Annotated in this window: 20 protein-coding genes; 8 read left to right on the forward strand and 12 right to left on the reverse strand. The window is 66.9% G+C overall.

Going from position 1 to position 20,165, the window contains the following annotated elements; translation table 11 throughout:
* Nucleotides 1–9: 9 nt before the first annotated feature.
* Both ACMVY4_RS21425 and ACMVY4_RS21430 read right to left on the reverse strand, forming a co-directional pair.
* On the reverse strand, nt 10–1,188 hold the full coding sequence (locus ACMVY4_RS21425) for an acetyl-CoA C-acetyltransferase (RefSeq protein WP_416900374.1): 1,179 nt from the start codon (nt 1,186–1,188) through the stop codon (nt 10–12).
* A 161-nt stretch (nt 1,189–1,349) separates the two neighbouring features.
* Nucleotides 1,350–2,591, reverse strand: coding sequence for an alpha/beta fold hydrolase (locus ACMVY4_RS21430; protein ID WP_416897973.1), 1,242 nt, complete (start codon nt 2,589–2,591; stop codon nt 1,350–1,352).
* Between the two features lie 266 nt (nt 2,592–2,857).
* Here ACMVY4_RS21430 and phaR point away from each other — a divergent pair, with 266 nt between their 5' ends.
* Nucleotides 2,858–3,469: a polyhydroxyalkanoate synthesis repressor PhaR gene (phaR, locus tag ACMVY4_RS21435; RefSeq protein ID WP_416897974.1), complete on the forward strand. Its 612-nt coding sequence runs from the start codon at nt 2,858–2,860 to the stop codon at nt 3,467–3,469.
* A 31-nt stretch (nt 3,470–3,500) separates the two neighbouring features.
* On the opposite strand, the gene ACMVY4_RS21440 is transcribed toward phaR, so the two are convergent.
* Together ACMVY4_RS21440 and ACMVY4_RS21445 are read right to left on the reverse strand one after the other, a co-directional pair.
* Nucleotides 3,501–3,977, reverse strand: coding sequence for an SDR family NAD(P)-dependent oxidoreductase (locus ACMVY4_RS21440; protein WP_416897975.1), 477 nt, complete (start codon nt 3,975–3,977; stop codon nt 3,501–3,503).
* Complete coding sequence (locus ACMVY4_RS21445; RefSeq protein WP_416897976.1) at nt 3,974–4,300, reverse strand: SDR family oxidoreductase; 327 nt, start codon at nt 4,298–4,300, stop codon at nt 3,974–3,976. The genes ACMVY4_RS21440 and ACMVY4_RS21445 overlap by 4 nt, the downstream gene beginning before the upstream one ends.
* Before the next feature lie 171 nt (nt 4,301–4,471).
* Between ACMVY4_RS21445 and ACMVY4_RS21450 the strand changes: the two genes are divergently transcribed.
* Nucleotides 4,472–5,023 carry a 2OG-Fe(II) oxygenase gene (locus ACMVY4_RS21450; RefSeq protein WP_416897977.1) on the forward strand — a complete coding sequence of 184 codons (552 nt, stop codon included), beginning with the start codon at nt 4,472–4,474 and terminating at the stop codon, nt 5,021–5,023.
* Nucleotides 5,024–5,028: 5 nt separating this feature from the next.
* Here the strand turns inward: ACMVY4_RS21450 and ACMVY4_RS21455 are convergent, their stop codons facing one another.
* The gene (locus tag ACMVY4_RS21455) at nt 5,029–6,390 is read right to left on the reverse strand and encodes an aspartate aminotransferase family protein (RefSeq protein ID WP_416897978.1); all 1,362 of its coding nucleotides are present in this window, start codon (nt 6,388–6,390) and stop codon (nt 5,029–5,031) included.
* Between the two features lie 206 nt (nt 6,391–6,596).
* On the opposite strand from ACMVY4_RS21455, the gene ACMVY4_RS21460 reads away from it, so the two are divergent.
* The 4 genes from ACMVY4_RS21460 to ACMVY4_RS21475 all read left to right on the forward strand — a co-directional run bounded on the left by ACMVY4_RS21460 (nt 6,597) and on the right by ACMVY4_RS21475 (nt 10,732).
* The gene (locus tag ACMVY4_RS21460) at nt 6,597–8,024 is read left to right on the forward strand and encodes an aldehyde dehydrogenase family protein (protein WP_416897979.1); all 1,428 of its coding nucleotides are present in this window, start codon (nt 6,597–6,599) and stop codon (nt 8,022–8,024) included.
* 186 nt (nt 8,025–8,210) lie between these two features.
* Complete coding sequence (locus tag ACMVY4_RS21465; RefSeq protein WP_416897980.1) at nt 8,211–9,434, forward strand: APC family permease; 1,224 nt, start codon at nt 8,211–8,213, stop codon at nt 9,432–9,434.
* Between the two features lie 37 nt (nt 9,435–9,471).
* Nucleotides 9,472–9,918: a GNAT family N-acetyltransferase gene (locus tag ACMVY4_RS21470; protein WP_416897981.1), complete on the forward strand. Its 447-nt coding sequence runs from the start codon at nt 9,472–9,474 to the stop codon at nt 9,916–9,918.
* Nucleotides 9,919–9,976: 58 nt separating this feature from the next.
* A complete protein-coding gene (locus tag ACMVY4_RS21475; protein ID WP_416897982.1) occupies nt 9,977–10,732 on the forward strand; it encodes an SDR family oxidoreductase in 756 nt (251 codons plus the stop codon).
* A 77-nt stretch (nt 10,733–10,809) separates the two neighbouring features.
* On the opposite strand, the gene ACMVY4_RS21480 is transcribed toward ACMVY4_RS21475, so the two are convergent.
* A complete protein-coding gene (locus tag ACMVY4_RS21480; RefSeq protein WP_416897983.1) occupies nt 10,810–11,409 on the reverse strand; it encodes a hypothetical protein in 600 nt (199 codons plus the stop codon).
* A 14-nt stretch (nt 11,410–11,423) separates the two neighbouring features.
* Here ACMVY4_RS21480 and ACMVY4_RS21485 point away from each other — a divergent pair, with 14 nt between their 5' ends.
* Nucleotides 11,424–12,938 (forward strand): replicative DNA helicase, encoded by a 1,515-nt coding sequence (locus ACMVY4_RS21485; RefSeq protein ID WP_416897984.1) that lies wholly within the window; start codon nt 11,424–11,426, stop codon nt 12,936–12,938.
* Between the two features lie 9 nt (nt 12,939–12,947).
* Here the strand turns inward: ACMVY4_RS21485 and ACMVY4_RS21490 are convergent, their stop codons facing one another.
* Together ACMVY4_RS21490 and ACMVY4_RS21495 are read right to left on the reverse strand one after the other, a co-directional pair.
* Complete coding sequence (locus ACMVY4_RS21490; RefSeq protein WP_416897985.1) at nt 12,948–13,358, reverse strand: DUF983 domain-containing protein; 411 nt, start codon at nt 13,356–13,358, stop codon at nt 12,948–12,950.
* A gap of 96 nt (nt 13,359–13,454) precedes the next feature.
* A complete protein-coding gene (locus ACMVY4_RS21495) occupies nt 13,455–13,898 on the reverse strand; it encodes a GcrA family cell cycle regulator (protein WP_416897986.1) in 444 nt (147 codons plus the stop codon).
* Between the two features lie 175 nt (nt 13,899–14,073).
* Here ACMVY4_RS21495 and ACMVY4_RS21500 point away from each other — a divergent pair, with 175 nt between their 5' ends.
* A complete protein-coding gene (locus ACMVY4_RS21500; protein WP_416897987.1) occupies nt 14,074–14,721 on the forward strand; it encodes a glutathione S-transferase family protein in 648 nt (215 codons plus the stop codon).
* On the opposite strand, the gene ACMVY4_RS21505 is transcribed toward ACMVY4_RS21500, so the two are convergent.
* The 4 genes from ACMVY4_RS21505 to tkt are packed head-to-tail and all read right to left on the reverse strand — an operon-like array spanning nt 14,718 to nt 19,969.
* On the reverse strand, nt 14,718–15,737 hold the full coding sequence (locus ACMVY4_RS21505; protein ID WP_416897988.1) for a class I fructose-bisphosphate aldolase: 1,020 nt from the start codon (nt 15,735–15,737) through the stop codon (nt 14,718–14,720). The two genes, ACMVY4_RS21500 and ACMVY4_RS21505, sit on opposite strands and share 4 nt — an antisense overlap.
* A gap of 22 nt (nt 15,738–15,759) precedes the next feature.
* Nucleotides 15,760–16,953 carry a phosphoglycerate kinase gene (locus tag ACMVY4_RS21510; protein WP_416897989.1) on the reverse strand — a complete coding sequence of 398 codons (1,194 nt, stop codon included), beginning with the start codon at nt 16,951–16,953 and terminating at the stop codon, nt 15,760–15,762.
* Nucleotides 16,954–16,969: 16 nt separating this feature from the next.
* Entirely contained in the window at nt 16,970–17,977 is a 1,008-nt protein-coding gene (gap, locus tag ACMVY4_RS21515; protein WP_416897990.1) for a type I glyceraldehyde-3-phosphate dehydrogenase, read from the reverse strand.
* Between the two features lie 12 nt (nt 17,978–17,989).
* Entirely contained in the window at nt 17,990–19,969 is a 1,980-nt protein-coding gene (tkt, locus tag ACMVY4_RS21520) for a transketolase (protein ID WP_416897991.1), read from the reverse strand.
* Nucleotides 19,970–20,165: the final 196 nt, after the last annotated feature.

The following is a 20,165-nucleotide window of genomic DNA, read 5'->3' on the forward strand; positions in this document are numbered from 1 at the left end:
TGCCGGCGCTCAGTCGCGCTCGACGCACATGGCGATGCCCATGCCGCCGCCGATGCAGAGCGTGGCGAGGCCCTTCTTGGCGTCGCGCTTCTGCATCTCGAACAACAGCGTGTTGAGCACGCGGGCGCCCGACGCGCCGATCGGATGGCCGATGGCGATGGCGCCGCCATTGACGTTCAGCTTCTCCGGATCGAAGCCGAGATCCTTGCCGACGGCCAGCGCCTGGGCGGCGAAGGCCTCGTTGGCCTCGATCAGGTCGAGGTCGTCCATGGTCCAGCCGGCCTTCTCGAGCGCCTTGCGGGAGGCCGGGATCGGGCCGACGCCCATGATCGCCGGATCGACGCCCGCCTGGGCCCAGGAGACGATGCGGGCCATCGGCGTCAGGCCGCGGCGGTTGGCTTCGTCCGCGCTCATCAGCACCACGGCGGCGGCGCCGTCATTGATGCCCGAGGCGTTGCCCGCGGTGACCGTGCCGTCCTTGGCGAAGGCCGGACGCAGCTTCTGCATGCTCTCGATGGTGGCGCCGTGGCGGATGTACTCGTCGTCCTCGACGATGGTGTCGCCCTTGCGGCCCTTGATCGTGACCGGAACGATCTCGTCCTTGAACCGGCCCGACTTCTGGGCGGCCTCGGCCTTGAGCTGGGAGCTCAGCGCAAACTCGTCCTGGGCCTCGCGGGTGATCTGCCACTGCTCGGCGACATTCTCCGCGGTGTTGCCCATGTGGTAGCCGTTGAAGGCGTCCCAGAGCCCGTCCTTGATCATCGTGTCGACGAACTTCAGGTCGCCCATCTTCTGGCCGCTGCGCAGATAGGCGGCGTGCGGGGCCTGGGACATGCTTTCCTGGCCGCCGGCGACGACGATGGAGCTGTCGCCGTTCTTGATCGCCTGCCAGCCCAGCGCGACGGTGCGCAGGCCGGAGCCGCACAGCATGTTCACGCCCCAGGCCGGGCTCTCGTTCGGCACGCCGGCGTTGATCGACGCCTGACGGGCCGGGTTCTGGCCCTGACCGGCCTGAAGGATCTGGCCCATGATGACTTCGGAGACTTCCTTCGGATCCACCGCCGCGCGCTCCAGCGCGCCCTTGATCACGGTGGTGCCGAGGTCGTGCGCCGGCACCGAGCCGAACGCACCGTTGAACGAGCCGACCGGCGTGCGGGCGGCGGACGCAATAACGATGTCTGTCATGATTAGTTCCTCCCGAGAACTGCTGTCGAAAGCGACAATCGTTGCTGCGACGCAGCAATCAATGTTGCGCTGCCGCAATGATGGACGGATCGGCCACTACTGTAAACATAGGCCGGTTTCGTTGCTTCACAATGTCGCGAAAATTTGCTGCACCGCAGCATAACTCAGCTCCGCGACGTTAACCATGTTTCCAGCGGCCGCCACAGGCCGTCCAGCGCCTTGCTGCCGACGACCATACCGATATGGCCGGCCCGCGGTTCGATGACCTCGGCGTCCGGCAGCCGCGCGGCCAGTGCGCGGGCCGAGGGCGGCGGCACGATGCGGTCGCTCGACGGAATGGCCACGAAGGCCGGACACCGCACCTCCGCCGGATCGATTACCCGGCCGCCGACCAGCCAGTGGCCGGTCGCCGGATGGTTCTCACCGAACCAGCCGCCCAGGGTCTCCAGCGCCACACGGGCGGTCAGCGGCACCCCGTCGTTCAGCCAGTCCTCCAGCGCCACGAAATGCCGGGCCGCCGCACTGTCCTGATCCATGGTCGCGAAGGCCGAGAACTTGCGCTGCGCCAGCCCGGGATCGAGGGCCGCGAAGAAGCTCTGCAGCAGGTCCAGCGGCATCTCGCCGAAGGCGTCGAGGACCGGCCGCCAGGTCGGCACCGTCGAGGCGAACATTTTCGCCGGGGCGGAGATCTCGGCATGGAAGTCCCACGGCGCGGCCAGCAGCCCCAGCGCCGCGACCCGCTCGGGGAAAAGCTGGGCCGCGGCAGTGACCAGCGTGCCGCCCATGCAGTAGCCGACCAGCGGCACCGGCGCGCCCGCGATGCCACCGGCCGCTTCCAGCGCCTCGGCCAGCGGCCCGGTGACGTAATCCCCCAGTCCGAATGCCCGTTCCCGGTCGCCCGGCGCGCCCCAGTCCAGCAGCAGGGGCCGGACGCCGCCACGCTCCGACAGCCAGCGCAGCAGGCTGTTGTCGGCTTCGAGGTCCAGGACATAGCCGCGGTTGACCAGCGACGGCACGAACAGCACCGGCCGTCCCCCGCCGCCATAGTCGAAAAGCTTCGCCGAGCCCTGCGACCAGACGGTTCCGGGCGGATCGAGACGTCGAACGTAGGGATGGTCCTGATAGAGCCGGATGCCGGTCATCATGTCGCCGAGAATGGCGTGCGCGCGGTTCCAGACGGCGGCGGACATCACCGGTTCGCCGGCCCGCCGCATCTCTTCCAGAAGGTCGCCGGCCTCGTCCTTCAGCGACGGGTGCCAGGGCAGACCGCCGCTAAGCGCCAGCGGCACCGCCGCCGCTGCGCCGCTCAGGCCGGTCATCGCCGTCGCCAGATGCAGGCCGAGCGGGCGCGGCGCCATCTGCCGGAACGGCGGCGGCCGGTTCGCCTTCTGCGCTGCCTGCTCCATCGACGGTTCCGCCCCAAAGCCGCATCAGTTCGTCCGCGGAGCCATCCGCCGACATCAGCCGGACCTGCTTCTGCCAGAGTTCGATGAAGCGCCGGGCCAGGGCGTCGGCGGGTTCGTTTCCGCTGCCTTCCATCTGATCAGTTTATCCATTGCGGATGAGAAACGCCAAGCCGTCCGCCTGATGTGCGGTGCGCAAAAAAGTTGCGCGTTGCAGCATGATAAGGCGATAGTGAGAGATTGCTGCGTCAAATTTCGAAGGGTCAGGCATGGCGAAGCGCGAGCGCGACACCGACGGGCCGGTCACCATCAAGAAGTACGCGAACCGGCGATTGTACAATACGGCGTCGTCATCCTACGTGACGCTGGACCACCTCGCCGAGATGGTGCGCGACAACGTCGATTTCGTCGTCTACGACGCCAAGACCGGCGAGGACATCACCCGCTCTGTGCTGGCCCAGATCATCTTCGAGGCCGAGGGCAAGGGCCAGAATGTCCTGCCCGTGAACTTCCTGCGTCAACTCATCAGCTTCTACGGCGACAGCCTGCAGGGCCTGCTACCCAGCTATCTCGACATGTCGATGGAGGCCTTCGCGCGGAACCGCGAGGAGATGCATGATCGCTTCGGCAATGCTGTCGATCTGCCCATGAAGCAGTTCGAGGAAGCGACGCGCCGCAACATGGAGATGTTCGAGAAGGCGATGGCGATGTGGAATCCCTTCGCCCCGCGGGCCGGCGCACCGGGCGCTCCGACACCTTCCCCGACCGAGCAGGAACCGAAGAAGCCCGAGGAAAAGGGCGAGGACGATATCGGCCAGCTCAAGGGCCAGCTCGACGAGATGCAGCGTCAGCTCGAACGGCTGATGAAGGGCCAGAAGTAAACCGACGGCCCCGGCGACACCGGACCATCATCTAGATCTCGACGATCCCCGCAGCGATCTCGTCGGCACGTTCGCGGAAAATGCGGGCTGTTTCACCGCCGTCGGTCGGACACGTGATGTAGCCGCCGCCGGCCTCGATGGTCCGGACGATGTGCGGCCACATCAGATCGGGTGACTTCGCCTCCCGCCAGCGTGCCGCGATGGCCGGGTCGCGGTTCCGGGCGCCGCCGAAACGGTCGGGCCGGGCGCGGGCCGCATCCCAGATTTCGGTGTTCAGAAGACCGGGGCCGAGAATGGTCGTCCCGATCCCGTCCCGCGCCAGTTCGCCCCGCAGCGTCTCGGCCACGGCGAAGGTCGCGTGCTTGGTCGTCGCATAGAGCGGGAAATCGCCATCCGGCGGTCTGAGCGCCGCCGCCGAGGCCGTGACGCCGACATGGCGCAGCCCCGCAGCGTCGTCCATCAGCGGACGGAAGGCCTGCGCGGTCCAGATCGCGCCGAGCACGTTCACCGAGAAGGCCCATTCGACAATGTTCGCCGCGCCCCGATCAGCGGCGCGCCCGCGCCGACGCCGGCATTGATCCAGAGCAGGTTGAGCGCCTCGCCCCGGGATTTCAGATCGTCCGCCGCCGCCACGCAGGCATCGCGGTCGCTGACGTCGAAGACGAGCGGGAAGGCGCCGCCGCCGATCTCTTCGGCGACGCGTTCGGCCGCCTCGGTGCGGATGTCCTGCACCGCGACCCGCATGCCGAGCCCGCCAAATCCCCGGGCCAGCATCGCGCCGATACCGTCACCCGCGCCCGTCACCAGCGCCAGTCCTGAAAAATCCGTCATGGCCTCAACGTATCACGCCAGGCCTGCTGCGCCGCACGCTTGCGGCGAAAAACGACATAACTGTCGCTGGCGCACGCGCGCGGCCCGTCCCGATCGCCTATAGGACCCGACCTTGCTCCCTCCAGGCCCGTCATGCGGCGGCCGGCGGCTGGCTTCGAAAGCTCGACCACAATGCTGACACCGCTTGAAATCGACGACGTCTTCGACCTGCAGGAATGCGGGGAGATCATCCGGGTCGTCGAGAGCCGCCTTTTCGCTGACGCCGGCCTGGTGCGGGGCGAGATGAACGACAACATCCGCCGCGCGCGGATCGCCTGGCTGGACTCGGAAGGCGAGTCCGTCTGGATCTTCGACAGGCTGGTCGACACGGTCATCGCGGCGAACCGGGAGCATTTCGGCTTCGACCTCACCGAGTTCGCCGAGAAGGCCCAGGTCGCCTGGTACGATGCCGGGCAGGGCGGCCACTTCGACTGGCATGTCGACATGGGCGACGGCCAGTTCGCCGCGCGGCGCAAGCTCACCCTGGTCGTCCAGCTCAGCGCGGACGAGAGTTACGAAGGCGGCAACCTGGAACTGAACGCCGACGGGCAGACCCGGACGGTTTCCCGGAAGCTCGGCACGGCCACGCTGTTCCCGAGCTTCACGCCGCACCGGGTCACCCCGATGACGCGCCATTCCCGCTACTCGATGACCACCTGGGTACACGGCCCGGCGTTCCGGTAGGGCTTTCAGCCCGCCGTCACCTCGTCCAGGGCTTCGGCGAAGCGGTCGAACAGCAGGTCGATCTCTTCTTCGGAGATGATCAGCGGCGGGGCGATCACCGCGCTGGGGCCGGTGACGCGGATGATGAGGCCGCGCGCCTCGGCCGCAGCCGCGAGCTTCTTGCCGGTCTCCGCCAGCGCCCCTGCCGCGCCGGTGCCGCTCTCGGATGATTGCAACTGAACTGCGCCAGCCAGCCCGATCGTGCGCACCTGCGCCACCGCGGGGTGATCCGCCAGCACCTCGATGCGCCGGGCGAAATGCGGGGCCTTCGCCCGAACCGCGCCGGGCAGGTCGGTCTCCTCGATAATCTTCAGCATCTCCAGCGCCACCGCCGCCCCGACCGGATGACCCGCATAGGTGCCCGCATGGGCGAAGATGCCCTGCAGGTCGCTGTGCGCTTCCAGATCGCGGTAGATGCCACCTTGGACAATGGTGGCGGAGATCGGGAAATAGGCGCCGCTCATCGCCTTGGCCGAACAGAGGATGTCGGGCCGGAAGCCAAGCGTCTCGGCCCCGTACATGCGGCCCGTGCGGCCATAGCCCGTGATCACCTCGTCATCGACAAACAGGATGTCGTGCTCGGCCAGCAGGGCGGCGACGCGGTCGAAATAACCCGCCGGCGGGATCACCAGCCCGGCGGAAAAGCTGAGCGGTTCGGCAACGAAAGCGCCGATTCTCTCCGGCCCGGCCGTGGCGATGACATCCTCCAGTTCCGCGATCAGGCGGTCGGTGAATTCGGCCTCGGTCTCGCCGTCGAGGCGGTTGTTGAAGTAGTCCGGCTGACTGACCAGCAGATGATCCTCCATCGGCAGGGCGAAGGCGTCGTGCAGCGTCTTCGAACCGCCGAGACCGGCGGTCATCAGCGTCCCGCCGTGATAGCTGCCGGTCCGGCTGATCACCTTCCGCTTCTCCGGCTTGCCGCGGTAGACGTTGCGGTAGCGCATGAATTTGAGGGCGAACTCGTTGGCCTCGGAACCGGTTGCGCCGAAGGCGACATGGGCGTCGTCCACAGGCGCCAGCGCCGCCAGCCGTTCCGCCAGCTCGATCACCGCCGGCACGGTGCGCTGCTGCGCCGAGACATAGAAGGGCATCTCGCCCATCTGCTTCATGGCGGCCGCGCGCAGCCGTTCGTTCGAGTAACCCAGCGCGGCGCAGTAGAAGGAGGCGCTGGCGTCGAGAAAGCGCCGTCCGTCCTCGTCGACAACGAAGACGCCCTCGCCCTGCACCAGCACCATGGGACGCCGCTCGCGGGTCTCCCTCAGGTTGGAAAAGCCGAGCATCAGGCGGTCGACGCCCGAGTTCGGGATGGCATTGCCGGGTGCGCTCATCGGTCCCCTCCTGTGCAGCGCAACGATGATAGCCCGAAGGCAGCCGGCGAGCCCTGTTCCAGAGCGAACAATGGCATGCCGCCCCTGCCCTTGCCTCGCGCGGCGCTTTCTGGGAATCATGCGCCCACGGTGGCGCGCCCGCGCCGCGCAAGATTTCCGGCGGGATCCGGGGAGGATGCCCGCCCATCCGATCAGGGAGAACGAGAATGATCGAGAAGCATCAGTTCTACATCAATGGCGCCTGGGTCGATCCGGTCGAGCTGAAGACCCTCGAGGTCGTCAATCCCGCCACCGAGGAAGCCTTCGCCTCCATCGCCCTGGGCAATGGGCAGGACGTCGACAAGGCGGTCCAGGCGGCGAAGAAGGCCTTCACCAGCTTCTCGAAGACCACCAAGGAAGAGCGGCTGGAGCTGATCGCCGCGATCCTGGAGAGCTACAAGGCGCACTATGCCGAGATGGCCGAGGCCATCCGCATGGAGATGGGCGCGCCGAAGACACTGGCCGAGAAGGTCCAGGCGGCGACCGGCATCGGCCACTTCAAGACCGTGTCGAAGATCCTTGCCAACTACGAGTTCAACGAGGACAAGGGCACGACCCGTCTCGCCAAGGAGCCGATCGGCGTCTGCGGCCTGATCACGCCGTGGAACTGGCCGGTGAACCAGATCGCGGCCAAGGTCGCCCCGGCGCTGGCCGCGGGCTGCACCATGGTGCTGAAGCCGTCCGAGATCGCACCGATGAGCGGTCTGGTCTTCGCCGAGATCCTGCATGACGCGGGTGTGCCGGCCGGCGTCTTCAACCTGGTCAATGGCGACGGTCCCGGCGTCGGCGAGGCCATCTCCAGCCATCCCGACATCGACATGGTCTCCTTCACCGGCTCGACCCGCGCCGGCATCTCGGTGGCGCAGAACGCCGCGCCGACCGTCAAGCGCGTGGCGCAAGAGCTGGGCGGCAAGTCGGCCAACATCATTCTGGAGGACGCCGACTTCCAGAAGGCCGTTTTCGGCGGCGCCATGTCCTGCTTCGGCAACACCGGCCAGTCGTGCAACGCGCCCACCCGCATGCTGGTGCCGATGGACCGCATCGACGAGGCCGGCGAGATCGCCGCAGCCGCCGCAGCCAAGGTGAAGGTCGGCGATCCGGCCGACGAAGCCACCACCATGGGCCCGCTGTCGTCGGACGTGCAGTGGACCAAGGTGCAGGCCCTGATCGAGAAGGGCATGGAAGAAGGCGCCAAGCTGGCCGCCGGCGGCCCGGGCCGTCCGGACGGGCTGAACAAGGGCTACTTCGCCAAGCCGACCGTCTTCACCCACGTCACCAACGACATGACCATCGCGCGCGAGGAGATCTTCGGCCCGGTCCTGTCGATCCTGGGCTACCAGGACGAGGAAGACGCAGTGTCCATCGCCAACGACACCATCTACGGCCTGTCGGGCTACGTCTCGGGTTCGCCGGAGGCCGCATCCCGCGTCGCCAGCCAGCTCCGGACCGGCAATGTGCACATCAACGGCGCCATGCCGGACACCTTTGCGCCCTTCGGCGGCTACAAGCAGTCGGGCAATGGCCGCGAATGGGGCGAGCACGGCCTCGAGGAGTTCCTCGAGATCAAGGCCATGCTCGGCTACAACGCGGCGTAGCCAACGCCAGATACCCCCTGGGGCGGTTGGTCGAACCTGACCGCCGTCCTCGGGATTTCGGGAAGCCGCCGGTTCACGCCGGCGGCTTTTCCGTTTCCGGTCGGCGTGACAGGGCGTCCGATTGATTGCCAGGCAGCCTGAGGCTCATCCTTCCACCATCATCCACGATAGGGCCGGAGGGGTTGCGTGACGGCCGAACTGAAACGATCCCTGTCACTTCCGCTGGTGGTGCTGTACGGCTTGGGCGTCACCATCGGCGCCGGCATCTATGTGCTGCTGTCGGCGACGGCCGCCGAGGCCGGCGTCCATGCGCCTCTCGCCTTCGTCGCCGCATCCGTCGTGATGGCCTTCAGCGCCGCATCCTTCGCCGAACTCTCGGCCAGATTTCCAGTCAGCGCCGGCGAAGCCGCCTATGTCCGCGAGGGCCTTCGGTCGCAGACGCTGTCGGCGGTAACAGGCTATCTCGTCATCGGCTCCGGCATCGTCTCGTCGGCCGCCATCACCGCCGGCAGCGTCGGCTACATCCTGGAATTCGTCAGCGTCCCGGAACCCCTGCTGATCGTCGCCGTGGTGGTCTTCGTCACCGCCGTCGCCGCCTGGGGCATCGTCGAGTCCGTCGCTTTCGCGAGCCTCTTCACCCTCGTCGAGGCCGGCGCGCTGATCGTGATCATCTGGGCCGGGTTCGATCAGTCGCCCGGGATCGTGTCCGGCCTGCCGTCAGTTCTTCCCCCGATCGACAGCATCGCACCCTGGATCGGCATAGCCGGGGCCGGACTGCTGGCCTTCTTCGCCTTCATCGGCTTCGAGGACATCGTCAATCTGGCCGAGGAGGTGAAGCGCCCGGAACGCACCCTGCCCTGGGCCATCGCCATCACTCTCGTGGTTGCAACGGCCATCTACTTCCTGGTCGCGACGGTCGCGGTCCTGTCGCTCCCGCTGGACGAGCTGGCGGCGTCGCGGTCGCCGGTCAGCCTGCTGTTCGACCGTGTCACCGGCATCTCGCCGACCGCGGTGACCGCCATCGCCATCGTCGCCACGCTGAACGGCGTCATCATCCAGATCATCATGGCGTCCCGGGTGCTCTACGGTCTCTCCCGGCAGGGAGGCGCGCCCGCCATGTTCGGCAACATCAACGCCCGCACGCGAACGCCGCTGACGGCCACCTTCACCGCCGCCGCCTGCGTCCTGGTGCTGGCGCTGGGTTTCCCTCTGGAGCACCTGGCGGAGTGGACATCGCGCATCGCGCTGACCGTGTTCACCCTCGCCAATCTCGCGCTGCTGCGGATCAAGTTCGGCGAAGGCCGCGCCCGACCGGCCGGATTTTCAGTCCCGGCCTGGGTCCCCGCCGCGGGCGCGATCAGCTGTATCGGCTTGCTGCTGGCCGACCTTGCAACCATCTTCACCGGCTGAGGCCACGCGCCACGATCGACCCCACGGGAGTCCCGTCATGATCCGAGATGCTCACCCGGACGAGCATGCCGTCCTCACCGCCCTCGCCCTGACGTCGAAGGCGCACTGGGGCTACGACGCCGAGTTCATGGCCGCCTGCGTCGACGAACTGACGCTGACGCCGGAGATCATCGGCGAGCGGGTCATGCTGGTTGCCGAACGCGACGGCCGTGTGACCGGCATGGCCGGACTTGCCTGGACGGACGGCGAAATGGAGCTCTGCGACATGTTCGTGGATCCGGCAGAGATCGGCACCGGTCTGGGCCGGAAGCTCTTCGAGGCCGTCGTCGAGCGGGCGCGAAAGACGGGCGAGGCCCGCTTCACCATCGACGCCGACCCGAATGCGCTGGATTTCTATCAGCGCATGGGTGCGCGCCTTGTGGGCATGACGCCGTCGCAGTCGATCCCGGGCCGGGAGCTGCCGCATCTGATCTACGATCTCTGACCGGCTGGCCGCGGCAGGCGGTTTCCACATATCCTCCCCTGATCAGAGGGAGGATCGCATGAACGACAATCAGCAGAAGGCCGCCTGGGTCACCGGGGCGGGCACGGGCATCGGTCAGGCCGGCGCCGTCGCGCTGGCCGCGGCAGGCTATGCCGTCATCGCCAGCGGACGCCGCATGGAACCGCTGCAGGACACCGCGGCAAAGATCGAAGCAACGGGCGGCAGTTGCGTCATCGAACAACTCGACGTTTCCGATCCGGACGCCTGCGCGGCAGTCGCCGCCCGCATCAGGGACAAGCTCGGCCGGGTCGACGTGCTGGTCAACAATGCGGGCCTGAACGTGAAGGACCGGCACACCGACGTGCTCAGCGTCGCCGACTGGCGCAAGGTCATCGACGTGGACGTGAACGGCGTCTTTCAGTGTCTGCATCCGGTCCTGCCGATGATGCGCGCGCAGGGCGGCGGGCTGATCATCAACGTCTCTTCCTGGGCCGGCCGCTGGCCCGCCTATCTCGCCGGCGCGGCGTACAACGCCGCCAAGCACGCGGTCAGCGCCATGAACGAACTGATCAACATGGAGGAAGGCTCCAACGGCATCCGCTGCACCGCGCTCTGCCCCGGCGAGGTCTACACGCCGATCATGGATGCCCTGCCGGTGCCGCCGCCGATGGAGGAGAAGGAGAAGATGGTGCAGATGGACGACATGGGCGAGGTGATCGCCTGGCTGGCCGCTCTTCCGGCCCATGTCTGCATCAACGAGCTGGTGATCAGCCCGACCCACAACCGCATCTACGCGGCGCAGAAGATCAAGTAGAAAGCCTCAATCTTTCAACAAGTTGGCGGCCCGCACCTTGCAAAAGGGGCGGGTGCGCCACCATATCCCGGACATCGTCATCGTAACCAAGAAGGAACAAGAGGATGATGAACCGGAAGACCACGTTTGCCGCCGGCGCGATCGCCGCCGCCCTGCTCATGCCCCTCTCCGCCTCCGCGGAGAGTCATGGCGCGAAGATGGATGGCGAGATGACCTTCTCGGAAAAGGTCGAGAAGTCGTGGGAAGAGTTCAAGGACTTCTCCATCGAGCAGAAGGACGCCGCCGTAGAGGCCGGCGAGGACCTGATCGCCACCATCGACCGGAAGATCGACGAGCTTGGCGCCGAGGCCGAGGAACAGGCCGACGAGGCCAGGGCCGCGACCGAGGACGAGCGGGCCCGGCTGAAGGAACTGCGCGACACCATCGCCGAGCGCCTCGAGGACGCTGGCGAGGCCACCGCCTCGACCTGGGACAGCTTCAAGGACGCCGTCGGCGACGCCGTCGATTTCGGTCCGCGAGACCTTCGACGAGGACGAGAAGAAGGAGATCAAGCCGGACGCCACCTCGACCTGATCCGGCCGATCTATCCCCCTGTTTTTCCACAGGTGAATAACATGGCCCCCGCTTTCCACAGGCGGGGGCCATGTGCTTGCGGTGGGGCCGCCGAGCCGGTTCATGGTAGGGTCATCGCATGTCCGACAACATCGCACCTTTCCCCGGCGAAGCGCCGACCGGCGACGAGTCCGCCGAAGACGCGCCCAAGGTCCTGCCGCACAATCTGGAGGCCGAGCAACAGTTGCTCGGCGCGCTGCTCTACAACAATGACGCGGCGGCCCGGGTGCTGGATTTTCTCAGACCGGAGCACTTCTTCCAGCCGCTCCACGGCCGCATCTACGAGGCCATCCTGACCCTGATCGAACGCGGCGAACTGGCCAATCCGGTGACGCTGAAGATGCGCTTCGAACAGGACGAGGCAATGACCGAGATGGGCGGCGCCGGCTATCTGATCGATCTGACCGCTCGCGCGGTGACCATCATCCGGGCCGAGGAATACGCCCGCATCCTCTACGATCTCTTCCTCCGCCGGCAGATCATCCTGCTCAGCGAGGAGATGGCCGACCGCAGCCGCACCGCGGACCTGGACGACACCGCGACGACGCAGATCGAGGACGCCGAGTCCCGCCTCTATTCGCTCGCCGAGGCCGGCGAGGCCAAGAACGATCTCAAATCCTTCCGCATCGCCATCGGCGAGAGCCTCGACCGCATCGAGGCGGCCTACAAGCGCGAGGGCCAGCTGGTCGGCGTCACCACCGGGCTGCGCGATCTGGACCAGCGTCTCGGCGGCATGCACCGCACCGATCTGGTGATCCTCGCGGGCCGCCCGGGCATGGGCAAGTCGTCGCTCGCCATGACCATCGCGCTGAACGCCTCCCGCGCCTACCGGCCCATCTACAACGACGCCGGCGATATCGTCGACGCCGAGGGCGCCGTCGTCGGGGTCTTCAGCCTGGAAATGAGCCGCGAACAGCTGGCCACCCGTATCGTCTCGGAGCAGACGCGGATCAGTTCCAACGATCTGCGCACCGGCCGGATCGACAAGAACGCCTTCATGAACCAGGTCGTCCCCGCCACGCAGGAACTGACCGAACTGCCGCTCTACATCGACGACACGCCGGCCATCTCCATCGCCCAGCTCCGCTCCCGCGCACGGCGGCTGAAGCGCCAGCACGGCCTCGGCATGATCATCATCGACTACATCCAGCTGATGCGCCCCTCGGGACAGAAGCGGGTCGAGAACCGGGTGCAGGAAATCACCGAGATCACCCAGGGCCTGAAGGCCGTGGCCAAGGAGCTGAACGTGCCGGTGCTGGCGCTCTCCCAGCTCTCCCGTCAGGTCGAGCAGCGCGACGACAAGCGCCCGCAGCTCTCCGACCTCAGAGAGTCAGGTTCGATCGAGCAGGACGCGGACGTGGTGATGTTCGTCTACCGCGAGGCCTACTACGCCCAGAAGGACAAGCCGGACGAGGAGAACTTCGCCGAGGTCGAGAAGTGGCAGGAGAAGATGGCGCAGATCTACAACCGCGCCGAGGTCATCATCGGCAAGCAGCGCCATGGCCCGACGGGTACGGTGGAGGTCTTCTTCGAGCCGGAATTCACCATCTTCCGCGATCTGGACACCCACCACAGCCCCGCGGACATCCACTAGATCACAGGGTCAGGGCTCGACCGGCAGGTCCTCTTCGCCGCCGAAGCCGTGCATGCGGTTGGCCCATTGCAGCCCGACGACGGCGCCCTTCAGGCGCGGCAGCAGCCAGAGCGACAGCACGATGACCAGCGGGATCCAGAGCATCCAGTGCACCCAGGTCGGCGGTGCGTAGGCCTGCTCGGTCATCAACACGAAGGGTATGATCAGGTGACCGACGATGAAGATCGTCAGGTAGGGCGGCATGTCGTCCGCACGGTGATGATGCATCGCCTCGCCACAGGCCGGGCAATGATCGTTCACCTTCACATAGCTGTGGAGCAAGCGGCCTTCGCCGCAGCTGGGACAGCGGCGGCTGAGCCCGCGCACCAGCGACTGCAGGATCGAGCGCGGTTCCTGATCGGCGAAATCATGTGTTCCCATGCGCGGGAAAATGGCGCGGTGGGCCCGGCCGGCCCATGTGGCCGGCGGTCGCAGCGCCGGCGCCGGAGGTGAAACCCCGGCGCCGGCAGCAACAGGTCAGGCCGCGGCGACGCGCTGACGGTAGGCGACCCGGCAGTGATAGGCGCAGTAGGGCTTGCCGGTCTCGGTCTCGTGGTCGCAGAAATGGAAATCGTCCTCGCCCGGATGGCCGATCGGGAATTGGCAGCGGCGGTGCTGCGGCAGCGCGCCCGGCGGCGGCGGCGGCGCGAGCGGCTCGGGCGGCAACTCGTCCCGGACTTCGGGCCTGGGCTGGATCGGACGGTTCAGCGTCCGGTTCCGCGCCGGTTTCGGCTTGGGCGCGCGCGGTCGGCCGGGCTTCGACAGCCCCAGCCGGTTGGCCTTGCCGATGACGGCGTTGCGCGTGACATCGCCCAGCTCGTCGGCGATCTGAGCCGCCGTCATGCCAGTGCCCCAAAGCTCCTTCAAGCGCGACACCCGTTCGTCTGTCCAACCTGCCGACATCACTCCCTCCATCCACATTTCGTGATAGGCATTTGCAGCACCCACAAGATACGGGAAGGGGCAGGTCGGGCCAACGCGATTCTGGCCAGAAGACACAATATCTTGTGGATAACGAATCAGAGATGCATACGGGATGTAGACTGTCCCTTTCGAATCAACGCGGTATCTTCCGGACTTTCGCAGGGGACACGGCATGAAACTCGTCATCGGGAACCGGATCTACTCGTCATGGTCGCTGCGCGGCTGGCTGCTGGCGCGGCAGAGCGGTCTGCCGCTCGAGATCGAGGTCTTACCACTGCGCCAGCCCGACACCTCCGCGCGGATCCGCGCCCATTCGCCGGCCGGCAAGGTGCCGCTGCTGATCGATGACGGCCTGCTGGTCTGGGACAGCCTGGCAATGGCCGAATATCTGGCCGAGCGGGCGCCAGGCGCGGGGATCTGGCCGTCAGGCTTTGCGGCGCGGTCCGTGGCGCGCTCCGTCTCGGCGGAGATGCACAGCGGCTTCCAGGCGCTGCGCGGGGCCTGGCCGATGAACCTGAAGCGCATGGGACAGGCCCTGCCGCCGGACGATGCGACTTCGGCCGATATCGCCCGGATCGACGCGATCTGGCGCGACTGCCGGGACCGCTTCGGCGCCGGCGGCAATTTCCTGTTCGGGGCCTGGAGCGCGGCCGACGCCATGTACGCGCCGGTCGTCAGCCGCTTCCTGTCATATCGAGACGGCATGCCCGACGACATCCGCGCCTATTGCGGCGCGGTGTGGGACCACAGCTACATGCAGGAGTGGCGGCAGGACGCCGCCGCCGAAACCTGGGCGATCGCCGAGATCGACGGTCTCTAGGCCGCCTTCTCCATCTCGGCGGCCCATTCGCCGCGGGCCGCGGCCCAGTTCATGCGGGCGCGGTGCAGATAGGCGCGCTGGCCGGCAGCCACGTTCTCCGTCTTGCCCGACCAGGCCTTCAGCGCCGACTGCTGCAGGGCACGGCCGTAGGAGAAGCTGAGCTTCCAGGGCAGCGGGCCCATCCGGTTCATGGCGTCCAGATGCTCGGTCGCCTCTTCCTCGGACTGGCCGCCGGAGAGGAACACGATGCCCGGCACCGCCGAGGGGACGCAGCGCTTCAGCGTCGCCAACGTGGCGGCCGCCACATCCTGAACGCCCGCCCGGCTGGACGCGTCCTGACCGGAGATGACCATGTTCGGCTTCAGCAGGATGCCTTCCAGCTCGACCCGCTGCCTGTAGAGGGCGTTGAAGACCGCATCCAGCGTGTCCTCGGTGACCTCCTGGCAGCGCGCCAGATCGTGATCGCCATCCATCAGCACCTCGGGCTCGACGATCGGGACGATGCCGGCCTCCTGGCTCAGCGCCGCGTAACGGGCCAGCGCATGGGCGTTGGCGTCGATGCAGTAGTCGCTCGGGATGTCCGCGCCGATCTTGATCACCGCCCGCCACTTGGCGAAGTCGGCGCCCAGGCCACGATACTCGGCGAAGCGCTCGCGCAGCCCGTCCAGCCCTTCGGTGACGGTCTCCTCCGGCGCGCCGGCCAGCGGCTTGGCGCCCTGATCGACCTTGATGCCCGGAACGACGTCTTCGGCGCGGAGCAGCTCGACCAGCGGTGTGCCGTCGGCCGCCGACTGGCGCAGCGTCTCGTCGAACAGGATGACCCCGCCGGTGTACTTGCCGTGGCCCGCGGCGCGGAACAGCATCTCGCGGTAGTCGCGGCGGTTTTCCTCGGTGTTGTCGACCCCGATCTGGTCGAAGCGCTTCTTGATGGTGCCGGTGGATTCGTCGGCGGCCAGAACGCCGCGCCCGTCGGCAACGATCTTCTCGGCAATGGCTTTCAGGTCACGGTCGCTCATCTGTCAGTCTCTCCGCTGATACTCAGTCCTGCAGGGCCGCAACGCCCGGCAGCGTCTTGCCCTCGATCCACTCAAGAAACGCGCCGCCGGCCGTCGAGACGTAGGAAAACCCGTCCGTGACACCGGCGTGGTTCAGCGCCCTGCCCGTGTCTCCGCCACCGGCGACGGACAGCAGTGTACCCTTTTTCGTCAACTCTGCGGCGGCCCTGGCGATCTCCACGGTCGCCTTGTCGAACGGCGGGACCTCGAAGGCGCCCATGGGCCCGTTCCACATCAGCGTCCGGCATTCGCCGAGCCGCGCGATGACTTCGGCGATGCTGCGGCGGCCGACGTCCAGGATCATCCGGTCCTCGGGCATGGAATCGATGTCGACGGTCTCCGTTTCGACGTCGGCTTCCAGCGCAGACGCGACGACCGCATCAACCGGCAGCACGATCTCGCAACCGTTCGACTTTGCAGTGGTCATGATGCGTTGTGCAGTGGCCACCAGATCGGGTTCGGCCAGCGACTTGCCGATCTGCTTGCCCATGGCCAGCAGGAAGGTGTTCGCCATCGCGCCGCCGATGATCAGCATGTCGACCTTGCCGGTCAGATTGTCGAGAACGTCCAGCTTGGTCGACACCTTTGCGCCGCCGACCAGCGCCGCGGCAGGCCGCTCCGGGTTGCTCAGCGCCCGCTCCAGCGCCTCGAGTTCCGCTTGCATGCAGCGTCCGGCAACAGCTTCCAGATGCTTCGACAGCCCTTCGGTCGACACATGGGCACGGTGGGAGCAGGAGAAGGCATCGTTGACGAACAGGTCGCCCAGCGCTGCCATCTCCTTCGCCAGCTTCGGGTCGTTCTTCTCCTCGCCGGCATGAAAACGGGTGTTCTCCAGCAGCAGGATGTCGCCATTGCCCAGCTTGGCGGCTTCCTTTTCGGCCGCATCGCCGACACAGTCACTGGCGAACGCGACCGGCCGTCCGACCACCTTCTGAACCGCTCGGGCCACCGGCTTCAGGGACATCTCCGGATTGCGCTCGCCCTTGGGACGTCCGAGATGGGCGAGCAGGATCACCCGCGCGCCCTTGTCGGAAAGCTCCAGAATGGTCGGCGCCACCCGTTCGATCCGGATCAGGTCGGCAGCTTCGCCATCCTGGATCGGCACGTTCAGATCGACGCGGACAAGCACCCGCAGTCCGGCGACGGCGACGTCGTCGAGAGTTCGAAAACCGCTCATAGGCCTCAGTCCCGGATCAGAGCAGCTTGCCCATGGCCAGGGCGGTGTCGCTCATCCGGTTGGAGAAGCCCCACTCGTTGTCGTACCAGCTCAGCACGCGCACGAAGTTGCCGTCGATGACCTGGGTCTGGGTCAGGTCAAAGGTCGAGCTGGCCGGATTGTGGTTGAAGTCGATCGAGACCAGCGGCTCGTCATTCACCTCCAGCACGCCCGCCAGACGGCCGGCTGCGGCTTCCTTCATCGCCTCGTTGATCTCCTCGACGGTGGTCGGACGCGACGAGGTGAACTTCAGGTCGATCAGCGACACATTGTTGGTCGGCACGCGGATCGCGGTGCCGTCCAGCTTGCCCGCCAGCTCCGGCAGCACCAGGCCGACGGCCTTCGCCGCGCCGGTCGAGGTCGGGATCAGCGAGGACGCGGCGGCACGGGCACGGCGCAGGTCGCTGTGCAGCGTGTCCACGGTCCGCTGGTCGCCGGTATAGGCGTGGATGGTGGACATGAAGCCCTTCTCCAGCCCAACCGTATCGTTCAGCACCTGTGCGACCGGCGCCAGGCAGTTGGTGGTGCAGGAGGCGTTGGAGACGACCGTGTGATCGGCGGTCAGCTTGTCATGGTTGACGCCGTAGACGACGGTCAGGTCGGCGCCGGAGGCGGGCGCGGAGACCAGAACGCGCTTCGCGCCGGCGTCCAGATGCATGGCCGCCTTGTCGCGGGCCGTGAAGATGCCGGTGCATTCGAAGGCGATATCGACGCCCATCTCGCCCCAGGGCAGCTTGGCAGGGTCGCGCTCGGCGAGGACGCGGATTTCGCCCTTGCCGTAGTCCATGCCGGTGTCCGTGGCCTTCACCTTGTGCGGGAAACGGCCATGGACCGTGTCGTACTGCAACAGATGGGCGTTCGCCTCGATCGAGCCGAGATCGTTGATCGCCACGACTTCGATATCGTCGCGGTCGGCTTCCGCCATGGCCCGCAGCACCAGACGGCCGATCCGGCCAAATCCGTTGATAGCGACACGTAGAGTCATGCTTCCTTCCTTCTATTTCTTGTCCAGGCAGTCCTTCGCCGCCTTGACCACCTGTGCGGCAGTGATGCCGAAAAAGTCATATAGCTGAGGCGCGGGCGCCGAAGCGCCGAAACCGGTCATGCCGACTACCGCACCGGTATCCCCGACATAGCGCTCCCAGCCGTAGGTGGAAGCGGCTTCGACGGCAACCTTCACGGCATCCGGCGGCAGGATCGAGTTGCGGTAGTCCGCATCCTGCTGATCGAACAGCTCGGCGCAGGGCATGGAGACCACGCTGGTCGGCACACCGTCGGTCTGCAGCTGCTTCTTCGCCTCAACGGCCAGCGCAACTTCCGTGCCCGTGGCGATCAGCACCACCTTGGCGGTGTCATTGGCCTGATCGATGACATAGGCGCCCTTCTGGGACTGGGGCCTGGCTTCCTTGCGCAGGAGCGGCGTGCCCTGACGCGAGAGGGCCATGATCGACGGGCCGGTCTCGTGCTCCAGCGCCAGGCGCCAGCATTCGGCCGTCTCGATAGCGTCGCAGGGCCGGAAGACCAGCACATTCGGCATCGCACGCAGCGAGGCGAGATGCTCCACCGGCTGATGCGTCGGCCCGTCCTCGCCAAGACCGATGGAGTCGTGGGTCATCACGTAGATCACCCGCTTGCCCATCAGCGCCGAAAGACGGATCGACGGGCGGCAGTAGTCGGTGAAGACCAGGAAGGTGCCGCCATAGGGAATCACGCCGCCATGCAGCGCCATCCCGTTCATGGCCGCCGCCATGCCGTGCTCGCGGATGCCGTAGTAGACGTAGGATCCGGCGTAGTCGTTGGCCTGCACCGGCGTCATGGAACCGGTCCGGGTCAGGTTGGAACCGGTCAGATCCGCCGAGCCGCCGATCAGTTCCGGCAGGGCCGGCTGGATCGCTTCCAGCGCCATCTGCGAGGCCTTGCGGGTGGCGACGTTCGACTTCTCCTGCAGCAGGTGGGAGATGTGCGCGTCCAGGCCCTTGGTCCAGCCTTCCGGCAGACGGCCGCTCATGGCCCGCTTGAAGTTCTCGTGCCGCTCCTGGTCCATCTCGGCGAGACGCACATCCCAGGCCGCGGACTTGGAGGCGCCGCGGGCGCCAACCAGCCGCCAGGCGTCGAGAATGTCATCGGGCACCGTGAAGGGTTCATGCGGCCAGCCGAGATGCTCGCGCGCCGCCTCGATCTCCTCGTCGCCCAGCGGTGCGCCGTGGGTGGCGGCCGTGCCCTGTTTGTTGGGCGCGCCGTAGCCGATGGTCGTCTTGCAGGCGATCAGCGAGGGCCGCGGCTCGTTCTTGGCGGCGCTGATGGCGTCGGCAATGGCCTTGTGATCGTGGCCGTTGCAGTCCAGCACATGCCAGCCGGAGGCCGCGAAACGCGCCATCTGGTCGTCGGAGCAGGCCAGGTTCACGGCGCCGTCGATGGAGATGCCGTTGTCGTCCCAGAGCACGATCAGCTTCCCGAGCTTCAGATGCCCGGCGAGGCTCAGCGCCTCCTGGCTGATGCCTTCCATCAGACAGCCGTCGCCGGCGATCGCGTAGGTGTAGTGATCGACGACCTCGTCGCCGAAACGGGCGGCGAGAATGCGCTCGGCCAGCGCCATGCCGACGGCGTTGGCGAGTCCCTGGCCCAGCGGGCCGGTCGTCGTCTCGATGCCGGTGGCGTGGCCGTATTCGGGATGGCCGGCCGTCCGCGCGCCCAACTGGCGGAAATTCTTCAGCTCGTCGATGGTCATGTCCGCATAGCCCGTCAGGTAGAGCAGCGAATAGAGCAGCATCGAGCCGTGGCCGGCGCTGAGCACGAAGCGGTCTCGGTTGGGCCAGTCGGGACGGCGCGGGTCGAAGGACAGGTGCTTCGAGAACAGCACGGTCGCCACATCGGCCATACCCATCGGCATGCCCGGATGGCCGGAATTCGCCTGCTGGACCGCGTCCATCGACAAGGCCCGGATGGCGTTCGCCATCTCGCGCGGATCAACACTCATTACTTATGGACCTCGGTATTGCGGGACGTCGGGGTCCCCGGAACCTTGCCACCCGGCAGGGGGTTCGAGGGATGATCGCCCTCTGGCGGCCGCGTACCCCCCCGGAATCGCGCGGCAAAATGCCGACGCGCATCGCAACCGTCAACCTGTAGACCCGCTCAAATATTGCCCGGCGTCACCGCAGGCACCGTCCGCG

The sequence above is a fragment of the Minwuia sp. genome, assembly GCF_048007105.1.
GTDB lineage: Bacteria > Pseudomonadota > Alphaproteobacteria > Minwuiales > Minwuiaceae > Minwuia.